At 60.9% G+C, this 15,041-nt stretch carries 11 protein-coding genes; 5 read left to right on the top strand and 6 right to left on the bottom strand.

Features of this window, described 5'->3' with window-relative positions:
* Window positions 1-66: 66 nt before the first annotated feature.
* A complete protein-coding gene (locus E4M07_RS12720; protein ID WP_169054201.1) occupies window positions 67-666 on the bottom strand; it encodes a 2-hydroxychromene-2-carboxylate isomerase in 600 nt (199 codons plus the stop codon).
* A gap of 210 nt (window positions 667-876) precedes the next feature.
* On the opposite strand from E4M07_RS12720, the gene E4M07_RS12715 reads away from it, so the two are divergent.
* The gene (locus E4M07_RS12715; RefSeq protein ID WP_136658725.1) at window positions 877-2,265 is read left to right on the top strand and encodes a L,D-transpeptidase family protein; all 1,389 of its coding nucleotides are present in this window, start codon (window positions 877-879) and stop codon (window positions 2,263-2,265) included.
* A gap of 105 nt (window positions 2,266-2,370) precedes the next feature.
* The gene (locus E4M07_RS12710; RefSeq protein WP_136658724.1) at window positions 2,371-4,131 is read left to right on the top strand and encodes a DEAD/DEAH box helicase; all 1,761 of its coding nucleotides are present in this window, start codon (window positions 2,371-2,373) and stop codon (window positions 4,129-4,131) included.
* Between the two features lie 15 nt (window positions 4,132-4,146).
* Here E4M07_RS12710 and E4M07_RS12705 read toward each other — a convergent pair whose 3' ends face one another.
* From E4M07_RS12705 to E4M07_RS12685, 5 genes are all read right to left on the bottom strand, one after another.
* Window positions 4,147-4,863 (bottom strand): phosphatase PAP2 family protein, encoded by a 717-nt coding sequence (locus tag E4M07_RS12705; RefSeq protein WP_136658723.1) that lies wholly within the window; start codon window positions 4,861-4,863, stop codon window positions 4,147-4,149.
* Window positions 4,856-6,343, bottom strand: a complete 1,488-nt coding sequence (locus tag E4M07_RS12700) for a glycosyltransferase family 39 protein (protein ID WP_169054200.1) — start codon at window positions 6,341-6,343, stop codon at window positions 4,856-4,858. Before E4M07_RS12700 ends, E4M07_RS12705 begins: the two co-directional genes overlap by 8 nt.
* A 136-nt stretch (window positions 6,344-6,479) precedes the next feature.
* Window positions 6,480-7,988, bottom strand: a complete 1,509-nt coding sequence (locus E4M07_RS12695; RefSeq protein ID WP_136658721.1) for a glycosyltransferase family 39 protein — start codon at window positions 7,986-7,988, stop codon at window positions 6,480-6,482.
* Window positions 7,985-8,434 carry a DNA polymerase III subunit chi gene (locus E4M07_RS12690; protein WP_136658720.1) on the bottom strand — a complete coding sequence of 150 codons (450 nt, stop codon included), beginning with the start codon at window positions 8,432-8,434 and terminating at the stop codon, window positions 7,985-7,987. The genes E4M07_RS12695 and E4M07_RS12690 overlap by 4 nt, the downstream gene beginning before the upstream one ends.
* A 52-nt stretch (window positions 8,435-8,486) precedes the next feature.
* Window positions 8,487-9,980, bottom strand: coding sequence for a leucyl aminopeptidase (locus tag E4M07_RS12685; protein WP_136658719.1), 1,494 nt, complete (start codon window positions 9,978-9,980; stop codon window positions 8,487-8,489).
* 319 nt (window positions 9,981-10,299) lie between these two features.
* On the opposite strand from E4M07_RS12685, the gene E4M07_RS12680 reads away from it, so the two are divergent.
* From E4M07_RS12680 to E4M07_RS12670, 3 genes are read left to right on the top strand one after another with little or no spacing between them, the layout of a single operon-like run.
* Window positions 10,300-11,511: an LptF/LptG family permease gene (locus E4M07_RS12680; RefSeq protein ID WP_136658718.1), complete on the top strand. Its 1,212-nt coding sequence runs from the start codon at window positions 10,300-10,302 to the stop codon at window positions 11,509-11,511.
* Window positions 11,508-12,596, top strand: coding sequence for an LPS export ABC transporter permease LptG (gene lptG / locus E4M07_RS12675; protein WP_136658717.1), 1,089 nt, complete (start codon window positions 11,508-11,510; stop codon window positions 12,594-12,596). The genes E4M07_RS12680 and lptG overlap by 4 nt, the downstream gene beginning before the upstream one ends.
* Window positions 12,597-12,625: 29 nt before the next feature.
* Window positions 12,626-14,932, top strand: coding sequence for an LPS-assembly protein LptD (locus E4M07_RS12670; RefSeq protein WP_136658716.1), 2,307 nt, complete (start codon window positions 12,626-12,628; stop codon window positions 14,930-14,932).
* The last annotated feature ends 109 nt before the right edge of the window (window positions 14,933-15,041 follow it).

Here is a 15,041-nt window from a genome sequence, read left to right as displayed (position 1 = left end):
CATCCTTTTCCTCCGCAACGCCGGACATGACGTTACGGACAGCAACCCCGCCCGGTCAATCCTGACTTATTTCTGCCTGTGGAGAGCTTCCATGACGTCGTCAAGCCGGTCCTGGCCCCAATGCATCTCGCCGTTGACGAAGAAAGTCGGTGCGCCGAATGCGCCGCGCTCGACAGCGGCCTCGGTATTGGTGCGCAGTTCGTCCTTGATCGCCTGGTCCTGTACCATGTTGGCGATTTCCTGCGCCGGCAGGCCCGCATTGTCCATGAGCTCCATGACGACCGCCGGGTCCGACAGGTCATCGTCATTGGCCCACGCACCGTCGAACATGACATCCATGTACTTCTTGCGCACGTCGTCGCCCAGTTTTTCGGCCGCTACGGCGCCGCGCAGCACCATGATCGTGTTGAGCGGAAACTTCGGATTGACCGAGAACCTGAACCCGTGCCGGCTGCAAATCCGTTGCAAATCGTCGAACATCCACTTGCCCTTGGCCGGGATGTTCGCCGGTCCGGAATTGCCGACGGCCTTGAAAACCCCACCCAGAACCATCGGTTTCCAGTTGATGGTACCGCCCGCCTTTTCGATCATTTCAGGAAGCCGCTTGTAGGCGATATAGGACGCACTGCTTACGAAATCATAATAAAAATCAACGGTTTTTGACAATTCACACCTCCCGGATCGATCGCTTGCGGCATTGATGCCGCACACCCTGCCCTGTCCATCCACTTAGGGATAAATAACGTTTACGTAAAAGGCAATGAAATCCTCGGCGCCCGACCGGCTTGCGCGAGCCCGGACCATGCGGCACAACCGGTTTACGGAATTCTAATCCTGTCGGCTTACGGTTTTCTGGCTCAGGAGGCGGGTATTGTCATGCGTTTGCTGCCCTCGAAAAATGTCGCCGCTGCGGTTGCTTTCTCCGCGATCGCGCCGTTTGCTGGCGAACCGGCGAAGGCCACAAGCATCCAGTCGTTGAATTCGGGTGAGGTATCGTCCGTCCTGCCGGAAGACCGCCCGACGGAGCCGGTGCTCATGCTCGTCTCGCTGGACAACCAGTCGATGCGGGTGATTGTCGGCGACAGGCTTGTCGCACGCTCGCACGTTTCGACCGGAAAGGCGGGCCACGATACGCCGACCGGCATTTTCAGCGTGCTGGAAAAGCGACGTCACCACCATTCCAACATCTACAGCCAGGCGCCCATGCCTTTCATGCAGCGGCTGACCTGGTCCGGGATCGCCCTGCACGAATCAGACCATGTTCCCGACTATCCGGCCTCGCACGGATGCATCCGCATGCCCGGCAGTTTCGCCAAACAGCTCTTCGGCTTTACCGGGACCGGCGCGCATGTGCTGATCACCGACGACGAACGGACCCCACGGCCGGTAACCCACGACAAGCTGATCTATCCCGGCGGCAAGCCGGCGCGGACCGTTGCCCGGTCGGCGGCGATCACACCGGTCGTCGTGAAACCCATGCAGCGCAAGTCGACGGGATCCGTGGTCGTCTTCGGAGCAAGCAATCCCGAGCAGACCGAATCCGGCACGAGCGCCCCGGGTTCCGACGGCCTCGAGCTTCGCAGCGGTTTCGATGCGGATATGGAACTCGTGGATGGGGATGACGGCTTCATCATGCCGAGTTCGCGCGAACCCATCCGTATCCTGATTACACAGAGAACCGGCCGGGAGCTGGTACGCGACATCCAGTCGATGCTCAATCAGCTGGGATTCGAGGCCGGCGATGCGGACGGCCTGATCGGCAGCGAGACCGGCGAAGCCATCCTGCGCTACCAGCGGGACAAGGCGATCGAGCCGACCGGCGCCGTCTCGGTAGCGCTGGCGCGGCAGCTTTACCGGGACACCGGTCGCGGCGGTTTCTCGACGGGGCACATCTATGTACGGCAGGGATTCAACCCGCTCTTCGACGCGCCGGTCTTTGTCGACAACCCGACACAGCCGCTGGGCACACATTTCCTCACAGCCATCGCCCACCGCACCGAGAGCGACAAGTTGCAGTGGCAGCACATGCGGCTCGATGACATTGTCGCCTCATCGGCACTGCTCGATATCGACGAATACAGCGGCTCCTGGTCGTCGGCGATACACGCAACGCTGGACCGGATCCATCTGCCGCAATACGTGCGCTCGCGCCTGCTGGCGATGACCGTCCCCGGGTCATCGATCGTCATTGCCGACGGAGGCATCAATGACGAGGCCCACAAGGGCACAGACTTCATTGTCGTGACCAACAACTGGTCCGATTGACGCGCAGCGCGGAACGCGTTAGAGCACCGGCAGATTTTGCCCGCACCGGCGGGCACCGACAACGGCGCAGTGGAACCGATCGCGCCTCACGAAAGATTTGCCTTCATGTCTGCCTTCGAGCGCGCCGATCCGGCGCTTGCCGACGCGTTGACCCAGCGCGGTTTTACGCAATTCACACCCGTACAGTCCGCCGTTCTGGAAAAGCAGAATGAGGACCTTCTTGTCTCGGCGCAAACGGGATCGGGCAAGACGGTGGCCTTCGGCCTCGCCATTGCGCGCGCCGTGCTCGATACTGCCGTCAGAGATCGGCCAGGCGCGCCGCTGGCGCTTGTCATCGCGCCAACGCGCGAGCTTGCGCTGCAGGTGCGCCGTGAGTTCGAATGGCTGTACGCGCTGACCGGCGCGCGCGTGTCATCCTGTGTCGGCGGGATGGATCCGCGCAGTGAACGGCGTGCGCTGGAGCGCGGGGCGGATGTCGTCGTCGGCACGCCGGGGCGCCTGCGCGATCACATCACGCGGGGCGCACTGGATCTGGCCGATTTGCGGGCCGTCGTGCTCGATGAGGCCGACGAGATGCTCGACCTCGGATTTCGCGACGATCTGGAGTTCATCCTCGATGGGTCGCCGGCAGAGCGTCGCACGCTGATGTTCTCTGCGACCCTGCCGCGCGACGTGACGCTCCTGGCAAAACGCTATCAGCGCGATGCGCACAGTGTTTCGATCGATAGTGAAAAGAAACAGCACGCCGACATCACCTATTTCGGACACGTCGTTTTCCCGAACGAACGCGAGAACGCGGTCATCAATCTACTGCGTTTTCACGACGCACCACGGTCCATCGTCTTTTGCGGCACCCGCAGCGAGGTCAAGCGCCTGTCCAGCCGGCTCGCCAATCGCGGCTTCTCCGCGGTCGCCCTTTCGGGCGAGCTGACCCAGGGCGAACGGTCGCACGCCCTGCAATCGATCCGCGACGGGCGCGCCCGCATCTGCGTGGCCACCGACGTGGCGGCGCGCGGGATCGACCTGCCGGAGCTCGATCTCGTCATCCATGCCGACCTGCCGGCCGATCCGCAGACGCTGCTGCACCGCAGCGGCCGCACCGGGCGTGCCGGGCGCAAGGGCGTATGCGCCCTGGTGATCGGCGAGAACCGGCGCGGCGGAGCAGAGCGTCTGGCGCGCGCGGCGAAGGTCAAGCTGACCTGGGCGCCGGCGCCCAGCATCGAGCAGATTGCCGCGCGCGACCGGGACCGGCTGCTGGACAGTCCCTTTCTCGCCGGCGAACCGAACAACGGTGAGCAGGACCTCGTAACGGAACTGCTCGAGCAGCACTCGGCTCAACAGATCGCGGCCGCCTTCTGCCGAATGCACCGGTCCTTGCTGCCGGCGGCCGAAGAGATGACCGAGATTTCCGGTTCCGAGCCCAGGAAAAGCCGTCGCCAGGAATTCGAAAACGGCATCTGGTTCCGCATCAGCGCCGGCAAGAAGCAGAAGGCCGAACCGCGCTGGCTGCTGCCGGTCATCTGCCGTTCGGGCGGCATAAACCGCAAGTCCGTCGGATCGATCCTGATCCGCAATTCCGACACACTCTTCGAAATCCATCCGGACAGCGTCTCGGCGTTTTGGAGCACGGTCAATGAATCCGGATGCGTCGAACCCGGCCTCACGATCGAGCATGTCGGCGAAATGCACCTCGAGGAGAACGCGGATGACGGGGCCTCGGCCGCGAAGGTTTCGGCCAAGCCCCGCCGCGGGAACCGAAATCATCCGCGCAACGGCGAAAAGCCCCGCCACGCGAAAGGCCGCAAGACGGCGAAGCGCCGCAAGACGCCGGCAGGCAAACGTCATTCAAGGTCGAAATCGGCCTGACCCCGGCCTCCGGTTTCAGAGTTCGCCCGTGGCGCCCTTCTGCTTCCCGCCCGCCCTGCCGACCAGCAACCAGTGAAGCAGCACCGCGACCAGCGAGACGAACAGCACCGAACCCAGCGTGTCGGAAAGAAAATGCCGTCCCTTGAGGACGCGAAGGAACGCGGCAAGCGACGCACAGACCAGCGCAAGTCCGACCACCCAGCGCCGCAGCGACGGATGCGGGATGTAGGCGCTCAATACCAGCACGGAGATGAAGAACGCCGTCGCGCCGGAGCCCTCGCCCGAAACGAAGGAACAGTTGCTCTCGCACTGATCCGAAAGGATGAAGGCGGGAGAGAACGTCCTGTCGCCGCCGAACTCGACCACATCACCCGGCCGTGCCCGGCCCCACATGTTCTTCAAAACAACGTTCACCAGAATACCCGGCCCGAGGATGTAAAGAAGCGGAACGAAACCCCATATGGGCCCCGGCACCGAGAACACCGGCCCACGCCAGACCGAAACAACCCAAAGCGCGAGACAGGTTACGGCGAGCCCGATGCTGACCACGTTGAAGGAACTGCGATAGGCATGGAACAACGCGTTGTTGGCCGTCCAGCTGCCGGTGACCCCGTCGTAAAACAGCGTGGAAACCCAGATATCGACGCCGGGAAAGAGATTGAACACCAGAAAGAGGATTCCAAGCGCCAGCAGTATCCTCTTGGTGAGCTGGCCGTGCGCCGATTCAGCCATCGAAACATCCACGGTCCATCACGAACGCATACATGGCGCCGCCGTGGTAGGCGCCGCCCTGAGTGGTCAGCGTTCTCACCGGCTCGATCGTCTCGCCGTCGCACTCGACGGTCGGACGCCCCGCCACCCACAGGACCACCTGTCCGGGCGTGCTCTCATCCAGCGCGTAGTTGAGCTGGTAGTAGTTCGTCGGGCGGCCGCGCGGCCTTATCGAGCGGATGACAAAACCCGCATCACGGCCGGTATAGAAAAGGTCCGCGAGGATATCGCGGCCCGCGGCAAGGATGATGTCGGCATTGTTCTCCTTCGCAGCCTCGATCAGTTCCTGGCTCAGCCGCTCGCGTCCGAGCAGGCGCTTGAGTGCCGGTTTTTCGCCATCGACGCTGACGTGGTAGGCAATGGCCGTCAGGATCGGCAAGCCGACGGCTACGACGACACCGATCCAGACGGACAGACTGAGCAGGCGATAGAAGCGTTCCTGCAACAGCCCCGCGACGACCAGGACCGTGCCGCCGAAATAGGCGGCGACGGCCCAGTTGGCATAGGCCTTCGACAGCAGGGCCTGGACGCAGACAATGAGGATAATCGGTACCGAGAAGAACAACAGGATGCGGGCATCCGTTTCCCGCGCCTTGTAGACGCTGGCGATCAGCGATCCGAACAGGATCGGGCCGAAAACGCCGAACTGACTGAAAAAGAACTCGGCAAGCTTGAGGTATTTCAGGTCCAGATCACTGGAACTGCGGCGCACCCAGTCGGCATTGTCGAGGGTGTGCTCGAAGGTCGACAGGTCGTTCAGATAGTTCCAGACAAGGTTGGGCATGGCGACAATGACGAACGTCACCAGCACCAGCAGTCCGTTGCGCAATGAAGGCCGCGCCTTGGACATGAAGACGGCTGCGAGTACCGCGCAGACGACAAAGTAAATGCCGGCATATTTGGCCAGGAAGGCCAGACCGGCCATGGCCCCGGCCAGCAGCGCGTAGCGGGCCTTGTCCTCGTTCAGAAGCCGGAAATAGAAAAGCAGCGCCAGCGAAAAGAAAGGCGCCATGATCGTGTCGGTCGAAATCACCGCGCTGCCCAGCGTCACTGCGGGCATGGTGATATAGGAGATCATCACCCAGCAGGCGATGCGTTCATCGTACAGATATCGGGCAAGCGAACCCAGGATCAGAGCCGTCGCGAAATGAAAAAGCGGCACCGGCAGACGCACCCAGAATATCGAGTCGCTCTGCCCGAGTTCCGTGAACAGCCTTATCGTCCAGGCGATCAGCGGCGGCTTCGAATAATAGCCGAAATCGAGATTCTGACCCCAAAGCCAGTACTGCGATTCGTCGACAAACAGATCGGTCTGGTCGAAGAGGAACAGGACGATCCGGTACAGTGTCAGGATGGTGCAGGCTGCCAGGCCGGCGCGCCGCCAGTCCTGCGAGGCCGGGTCAAGTTCAAGGTTTTTCAGGGGACTGAGAATGGCGCGCACGAACATTGCCTGGCTGTCTTGGAGTCTAGAGCGGTTGTGATCAGCTCCAAACGGCTCTTAGCAGGAATGGAACAGGATTTAAATCGCAATCGGCACACACCCTGCGGGCAAAACGAAGCGGCACCGGTATCAGCGGCTATCGGTCAGTTTCCTCGCGTACGATATAGCTGTAGTCAACCGTCCTCTCATTGCCGTTGACCGGCATGCTTGAACGGAAAACCCGGCTGTCATTGCCGGTAAATCCCAGTTCTCTGGCGACGGCCGACAGGTGCCCGGGAACATCACCGTGTCCTGACCACATCAGCACGGCGGGCGCCTGGACCGGGTGACCGGCGCGAACCAGATTGTCGTTGTAGAATCCTATGCCCGGTTCATAGAGAAGAATGTTTCCGAACACGTCCGACTCATTGGACACGACCGTGCCGACCGGCCCTGACAGGCGCGTCTCGAGTTCATTCAACAATACGTCGTAGGCATAGTGGGTCTCGTTCCCCTTGATCCTGCCCATGACCGTCTCCGAGACCGGCAGGGCGACAAGGGTAACTGCCATGACGACCAAGCCAAGAACGGAAAAAGTCCTTGTCAATCCGGGATTACCGATTGGCTCTTCGGAAGACGCAGGTCGCGGACCGCTGCCAAAAAGCGCCAACACGGTCAACGGCAGAATGAGCAGGACCGGCTGCAGCCAGCGGTTCTCCATCCTGGTGGCACCGAAGACCAGCAACATTCCAAGCAATACAAGCTGGAATATGAGGATGAGGCACACCAGCAATCTGCTTGCATCGCCGATCTCAACCGTCCAGGCACGGCCGCGGAACCTGTCGACAACGAAGGCCGCTCCCACGGCGACCATGACAACGGCCGAGGTCAGGACAGTCGACCCGGCCCACGAAAGAAACGCGGACAGCCGGTCCCCGGCCGAAGCGATGCCGTCGCCAATCCCAAACTTGATTTGCCTGTGGAATACAATGTCCAGATTTGCCAGTACCCACAACAGATGCGGGAGAATGGCTGCGCCGAACACGACCGCCGACACGACGATCTTCCTGTCGCGGATGGGCCGGGAAAAGCTGCCTATCGTCAGGGCGGCCAGCAACAGGGCAGCAACGAAAAGGACCCCGTTGTACTTGGACAGCACTGCCGCGGCGGCCGCGAGACCGAAGAACCCGTAGTCCGCAATGCGGCGGTGGTTTCTCAGCCGGACGAATGCAAAGAGGCTCATCGCGCAAAACGCGTTGACGGCGGCGCTGTGGGACAGCGCCCGCTGGGCCTCCCAGGCGATTTCCGGCACCGCAAAGATGCCCAGTGTCGAGGCAATGGCCGGACCGGTGCGAAAGCCCAGTTCCCGCGCCGACAGATAGACGCACGCAAAGGCCAGGAACAACAGCATGAATTTGACTGCTGCATAGACAAAGACCGATGTGCCGAAAATATCGGCCGCAAGATGCGTCAGCCAGTTGTAGAGCGGCGGCTGGCTGCCCCAATATCCCAGCGACCAGAACTGGTTGTACATCATCAGTTCGGTGGTATCGATATCGGCGCCGCTCTTGAAAGCGGAAAATGACAGCGACTGAACCAGGAAATAGGCTAACAGCAACAGGATGAACGCGACCGGCAGACGGCTTTGCCGGATTAATTCCGTCAAGCCTTTTTCTCCCAGCGCCGGTCCTCGGTCTGCTGCCAATAGGTCAGCTCGTGACCGGCGTCCTTCAGCGCCTTCCAGTGGGCGCGCGCCGTTTCGACCTGCGCCCGGTCGTGGCCGTCGAACATGAAGACCGCCCGCTCGTATTCGTCCAGACCGGAAGGTTCGGCGCCGTCGACCAGAAAGCGCACCTGCGCGGAATTGGCGTTGCTCTGCGTCGCGCAGATCAGAACCGGTTGGCGGTCCGGCTGCAGTGACGCATCCGTCCCGTGCGGCAGGAAGCTCTCGTCGCGATAGGTCCACAAATGCTGGTCCAGCGCATCGCGGCGTTCCTCGCTGCCGGCCTGCACCACGACACGCCAGCCGCGCTCCAGGCTCTTTTCAAGCAGCGGCGGAAGCGCATCCTCGAGGCGCGACTCGGTCAGATGATAAAAAAGCACGTCCGTCATTCGAGCGAAGCTACACCCGGACGCCGTTGAGGGACAACCGCCAGGGTGTGGATCAGCGCTCGTAATGGGCGCGCACGAGTTCGTCGAGCAGCCTCACTCCGAATCCCGACGCCCAGGAACGGTTGATCTCCGTTTGCGGGGAGCCCATCGCCGTTCCGGCGATATCGAGATGCGCCCACGGCGTTTCGTTGACAAAGCGCTGGAGGAACTGTCCCGCGGTGATCGAGCCCGCCCATCGTCCGCCGACATTCTTCATGTCGGCGAACTTGGAATCGATCAGCTTGTCATATTCGGGTGCGAGCGGCATGCGCCACACCTGCTCGCCGGTGGTGTTGCCGGCTTGCGAAAGCCGGTCGCACAGCTCATCGTCGTTGGAAAACAATCCCGCATGGTGGTGGCCAAGCGCGACGATGATGGCACCCGTCAGGGTCGCCAGATTGATCATGAACTGCGGCTCGAAACGGTCCCGGCAATACCAGAGCGCGTCACACAGGACCAGGCGCCCTTCCGCGTCGGTATTGATGACCTCGATTGTCTGGCCGGACATGGACGTCACGATGTCGCCCGGCCGCTGGGCATTGCCGTCGGGCATGTTTTCGACCAGGCCGAGTATGCCGATCACATTGGCTTTGGCCTTGCGCGCCGCAAGGGCGTGCATCAGCCCCAGAACCGCGGCGGCTCCGCCCATGTCCCCTTTCATGTCCTCCATCCCGGCGCCCGGCTTCAGCGAGATGCCGCCGGTGTCGAAAACGACGCCCTTGCCGATGAAGGCGATGGGCTTTTGTTTCTGTTTGCCGCCTTTCCACTGCATGACGGCCAGCCGCGGCGGGCGCACCGAGCCCTGCGCCACGCCGAGCAGCGCGTGCATGCCGAGCTTCTTCATCTCCTTCTCGGTCAGGATCTCCACCTCCACGCCGAGCTTTTCCAACGCGCTGGCCTTTTTCGCGAATTCGACGGGACCGAGAACATTTGCCGGTTCATTGACGAGGTCGCGCGCGAGCGCCACACCGTCTGCCACCGCACGCGCGGATGCGAATGCCTTCTTGGCCGATGCCGCGTTGCCGCTGACCAGCGTGACGGCGACGCTGTCGTTCTTTCCGCTTTTTCCGTTGTCATTCTTCTTTGTCTTGTAGGCATCGAACCGGTAGCTGCGCAGCAGGATCCCCAGGGCAATGTTGGCAATCTCGTCCGCCGGAACCTCCGAATCCCCCGCATCGGCAAAGACGGTCACCTTCTGTGATTTCTTGACCTGTCCGAAAACCGCACCGCCGATTCGCAGCCAGTCCTTGCCGTTCAGCTCCGCCGGATCGCCTATACCGACGACCGCGATCCGATCCGCAGAACTTCCCTGGGGAACAAGCATCTCAAGCGCGGCAAATTTCTTGCCTTCGAATTCGGCGACGTCCATGGCACGTTTCAGGACACCTTCCGGGTCGGCCTGTGCCGCGCTCTGCGGAAGTTCTCCGCCCTCCGGGCACAGCAGAACGACCAGCCCACCATCGATCGCCGACGACTTCGAGAAATTGATTGTGATTTTCCGCGACATAAAAGCTCCGCAATTTCAGTGGGTATTGGGACGAAAGTCCATGAGGGGAACGACAACGGTCAGATGAACATGTTGGCGTTTTCGTACGCAATAACAAGTCCAGAATTTGACGGGTTTAAGAAACGGCGCCGCTCAGACAAGGAATAATCCGGCTGCCGGGCAGTGATTCGGCGAAATCGCCGGACCTTGCCGGTTGGTACAAGGAGTTAATGAAGTGTTTACTATCCCTGCTCACCCCGTGTTAGGTATAAGCAAATAGTGGGTGGCTCCGGTCGCGGAAATTCGCGGCCGGTGTGGTGGTCGGCCGGAACTTTGCTGCATGAACCAGATTGAACGCTACATACTGCGCAGGGTGCTCGTATTGTCCATCGGCACGCTGCTGGCGACGGCCACGATCGCCATGACTACTCAGGTGCTGCTTCGTGTCGATCTGCTCAGCTCGACGGGCCAGTCCCTGCTTGCCTTTCTCAGGCTGGCCGGCCTGGTCATGCCGACCATGATGGTCATCGTGATGCCTTTCGCGCTGATGATCGGAGCGGCGCAGACGCTCAGTACGATGAATTCGGATTCCGAGCTCGCGGTCATCGAAGCATCGGGGGGATCGCGCGCGCTGATTGCCCGTCCGATCCTGCTTGTCGCAGCGTTGATGTCGCTGCTCAGCCTTGCCGAGAGCAACTATGTCGAGCCCTGGGTGAACAAGCAGATCAAGATCCTGGTGAACCAGGCATCCGCCGATCTTTTCTCGGCGGCCGTCCAATCGGGCACCTTCCACAAGGTGGAAAACAACCTTTATGTCAGCGTTGCCGACAAACTGCCGGGCGGACAGCTCGGCGGCATCTTCCTGGCCGATGAACGCGACGAGGATTTCGATCTGCTCTACTACGCCAAGCACGGAGCATTTACGGAAAGCGGCGGCAAGGACCTGCTGGTCCTTTCCGACGGCGAATTGCACCGGAGGGAAAACGGCAGCGGCAATGTGTCGATCATACGCTTTGCGACCTACGCCCTGGACCTCAGCCTGATCGGCGGCGGCTCCGGCCAAACGGGCGCCCCGGTGCCGAAGGAAAGGCCAACCAGCTACCTGTTCAATCCGGATCCGCAGGATCCCTATTACGAGCGCAATCCGCGCGATTTCATAAAACGCATCAACAAACGGCTGTCGGAATGGCTTTATCCGCTCACATTCGGCTTCATCACCGTCTATTTCCTGGGAAAGGCCCACTCCAACCGGCACGAGCAGGTCTGGAGCGTGGTCACAGCGGCCTCGATTGCCTTCCTGCTGCGCGGATTCGGGTTCTACGCGGTGGATGAATCGTCCAGCAGCCGCATATTCAGCATATTATGCTACGCGGTGCCGCTCGGGGCGATCGCGATCTGCACGCTGCTGATGATCACGAACTGGACGTTCAGGACGCCGCGTTTCCTGCTCGACCTGTCGAGCCGCGTGTTTTCCGATGAGCAACCGGCCATGGCGCATCTGCGAAACTGGCTGTCCGAATTGACGGGCAACGGAAGAAGGAGCGCGCAATGATCGGCTTCACGCTCTGGCGATACCTCTTCAGACGCTACGTCGTGATGACCTGCTGGTTCATCCTCGGTGTTCTCGCAATCATATACATGGTTGATTTTACAGAGTTTTCGAGCCGTGCGTCGCGCCTACCGGACTACACGCTCGGCCTTGGGGCGCTGCTCTCCCTGTTGCGACTTCCCAACATCATCCAGGAGACGGTCCCCTTCGTGATCCTGTTCTCCTCGATATCGGTTCTTCTGGTTCTCAACCGGAAATATGAACTGGTCGTCGCCCGCTCGGCCGGCATTTCGGCCTGGCAGTTCCTCACACCGCTTTGCGCCGCGAGTTTCCTGATCGGGGTGGTCATGATCACGGTCGTCAATCCGTTTTCAGCCTACGCGCTTTCAAAGGTGCAGGAACTGGAGCTCGGACTTGGTATCAAGCGCGGAACCGTGGGAACAATCGAACGCCCGCCCTGGCTGCGGCAGCGTACGGCAGACGGCGTTACGATAATCGGCGCCGAATCCGTGGCCCGCAGGGGCCTGCTTCTGGGCGGTGCGACGTTCCTTCGCTTCGACGAGGATGGAGGCATAACTTCAAGGCTGGACGCCGAGAAAGCCCTGTTGCAGGACGGCCAGTGGTCGCTGCAGAACGCGACCCGAATCGACCGGGGCGAGAAGCCCGTTTTTGTGGCGGAAACGACGGTCAAAACCAACCTGCGCCCCGAATTCGTTGAAGAGACGCTGGCCTCGCCCCAATCCATCTCGTTTTTCGAGTTGCCCCGAAAAATCGAGGTCGCCCGGTCCTTCGGCCTCGGCGCCAATGCATTTGCGATGCAATATCAGTCGCTTCTCGCCCTGCCTTTGCTGTTGGTCGCGATGACGCTGATTGCTGCAACAGTGTCTTTAAAATTTGTGAGATTTGGTCAGTCCGGAGCGGTGATTTTGGCTGGCATATTGGCCGGGTTTCTGCTTTATGTCGTGTCAGTGCTGGCGAAATCATTCGGGACTGCCGGCGCCGTGCCGCCCTTCGTGGCTGCATGGCTGCCTGCGATTGTCGCGTCGGCACTGGGGATAACGGTGCTTCTCCACAAGGAGGATGGATAGTGGGATCGGGGGCGATCTGCAAAAATAACATGTTGCGTATCGCAGGTCTTATCGCTGCCCTCACGGCAAGTTCGGCGCTGGATTCCGCCGTTTCGCGCGCCCACGCGCAGTCCGTCAACGGGACCGACATAAATATACAGGCTTCCCCCGACGCCCAGTTGCTGCTCACCGCGAATGAGTTGGTCTTCAACCAGGACAACCAGACCGTCATAGCCACGGGTGCGGTTCAGGTCGAATTCGATGGTTACCGCATGGTGGCGCGCCGGCTCGAGTACCATCAGCGGACGGGGCGGTTGAAGGCCTATGGCGACATCGAGATGATCGAGCCGGACGGCAATATCATCTATGCCCAGGAACTCGATGTTACGGACGATTTCGGAGACGGATTCGTCAACGCGTTGCGCATCGAACGTCCGGACAACACGCGGATCGTCGCCGACAGCGCGCAGCGGTTCGACGGCGAGCGAACGACCCTGAACAACGGCGTCTACACGGCCTGCGAAATCTGCGAGGAAGATCCGAGCAAGCCGCCGCTATGGCAAATCAAGGCGCGGCGGGTCACCCAGGACGGGAGAACGCAAACGATCCGCCTTGAAGGCGCGCATTTCGAGCTGTTCGGCCGGCCGATCGCCTATCTTCCCTTCCTTGTCGTTCCGGACCATACCGTTAAACGCAAAAGCGGGTTCCTGATCCCCTCCTTCAGCTACAGCAAGCAGCTTGGGGCGAAGGTCGGCGTTCCATACTACTTCGCCCTCAGCCCCTATTACGATCTGACCGTGACGGTGTCGGGCTACACCAGGCAGGGTTTCCTTGGAGAAGCCGAGTTCCGCCAGCAGTTCGAATCCGGCAAGCACATCCTCAAGATCGCCGGCATCCACCAGCTTTCGCCCGACGCCTTCGATGCGGGCTCCGTGGACGCCGGTGTGGAAAACCGCGGCATGATCGCTTCGCAGGGCGAATTCAAGATCAATCCGCGCTGGATGTTCGGCTGGGACGTGATGGTCCAGAGCGACAACAGCTTCTCCAACACATACGACATCAGCGGCTACAATCAGGTAACCCAGACCTCCCAGGTCTATCTGACAGGCCTTTCAGGGCGTAATTTCTTCGATCTCAGGGGTTTTTACTTCGACATCCAGTCGACTCTCGCCACGAGCACCGCCGAGGAAGAGCAGCCGATCGTGCACCCTTCGATGGACTACACGCGGACCTTCGACAGGCCGGTGGCCGGCGGCGAGCTTACGCTCAACGCCAACCTATTGAGCCTGACCCGCGATGAGGCCGAGGTCGATACCACCAACGACAAATATCCGGGCGTCGAAGGCACGAGTACCCGGCTGACGACCGAACTCGAGTGGAAACGGACAATCGTCACGGATCAGGGCCTGCTGATCACCCCGATCGCGGCCGCCCGTGGCGATCTCTATCACCTCGATGTCGATGCGCCGATGGGTTACACCGGGCCGTTCACCACGCAGACCACGCCGGCGCGCGGCCTGCTGACCGCCGGCCTCGAGGCGCGCTACCCGATCCAGATCGTGACGAGCGGAGCCTCGCACATCCTGGAGCCGATCGGCCAGATCTTTGCACGCAACGACGAACAGCTCGCCGGCGGCCTTCCCAATGAGGACGCACAGAGCTTCGTGTTCGACGCCAGCACGCTGTTCGAAAGGGACAAGTTCTCGGGTTATGACCGCATGGAAGGCGGCACCCGCGCCAATCTCGGCGTGCGCTACACAGGGACCATGCGCAACGGTGTCTCATTGCGCGGCATTTTCGGCCAGTCCTACCAGATCGCCGGTCTGAATTCCTTCGCAACGGACGATCTTGTCAATGTCGGCGCGTTTTCCGGACTTGAAACGGACCGCTCCGATTATGTCGGCAGTGTGGGGGTCGATCTTCCCAACGGCTTTTCGATGACCGCGGAAGGCCGCTTCGACGAAACGTCATTCACCCTGCAACGCTCCGATGTCGGCGTCTCCTACAGCGGCAAGATCGTCAGCACGTCATTTGCGCACACCACGGTGAAACCGCAGCCCGGATACGGTTCGACAACCAGCCGGAACGAGCTCAAGGGCGCGGCCTCGGTAAAATTTGCCGAATACTGGCGCGCCTTTGGTTCGATCAGCTACGACATCGAGAACAAATTCATGGCGGACAACACCATCGGTTTCGGCTATGCCGACGAATGTTTCGCCATTACGCTTTCGTACACGCAACAGCGCGATGTGGACTCCGCCATTGACTGGAGCGTCGGCGCCAAGATCAGCCTGCGCACACTCGGTTCCGTCAATTTCGGCTCCAGCAGTTTCAGTGAACTCACAAATAACAACTAGTTGATCGGGCCGGGCGATTCGGGCGGTGCATCTCGGCGTTCGGTACGGCAAAAGCCTTTATTTTGCCAAAATATCGGTGGGATTTACCGCGACGCTTAGTTTTGCGAAA

It is taken from the genome of Nitratireductor sp. XY-223 (assembly GCF_004959855.1).
Classification (GTDB): domain Bacteria; phylum Pseudomonadota; class Alphaproteobacteria; order Rhizobiales; family Rhizobiaceae; genus Hoeflea_A.
This window is presented reverse-complemented; position numbering and strand designations above follow the sequence as displayed.

Coding starts and splice junctions, on each gene's coding strand:
- E4M07_RS12715 (WP_136658725.1), top strand. CDS start 877: ATGCGTTTGCTGCCCTCGAAAAATGTCGCCGCTGCGGTTGCTTTCTCC.
- E4M07_RS12710 (WP_136658724.1), top strand. CDS start 2,371: ATGTCTGCCTTCGAGCGCGCCGATCCGGCGCTTGCCGACGCGTTGACC.
- E4M07_RS12705 (WP_136658723.1), bottom strand. CDS start 4,863: ATGGCTGAATCGGCGCACGGCCAGCTCACCAAGAGGATACTGCTGGCG.
- E4M07_RS12690 (WP_136658720.1), bottom strand. CDS start 8,434: ATGACGGACGTGCTTTTTTATCATCTGACCGAGTCGCGCCTCGAGGAT.
- E4M07_RS12685 (WP_136658719.1), bottom strand. CDS start 9,980: ATGTCGCGGAAAATCACAATCAATTTCTCGAAGTCGTCGGCGATCGAT.
- E4M07_RS12680 (WP_136658718.1), top strand. CDS start 10,300: ATGAACCAGATTGAACGCTACATACTGCGCAGGGTGCTCGTATTGTCC.
- lptG (WP_136658717.1), top strand. CDS start 11,508: ATGATCGGCTTCACGCTCTGGCGATACCTCTTCAGACGCTACGTCGTG.
- E4M07_RS12670 (WP_136658716.1), top strand. CDS start 12,626: ATGTTGCGTATCGCAGGTCTTATCGCTGCCCTCACGGCAAGTTCGGCG.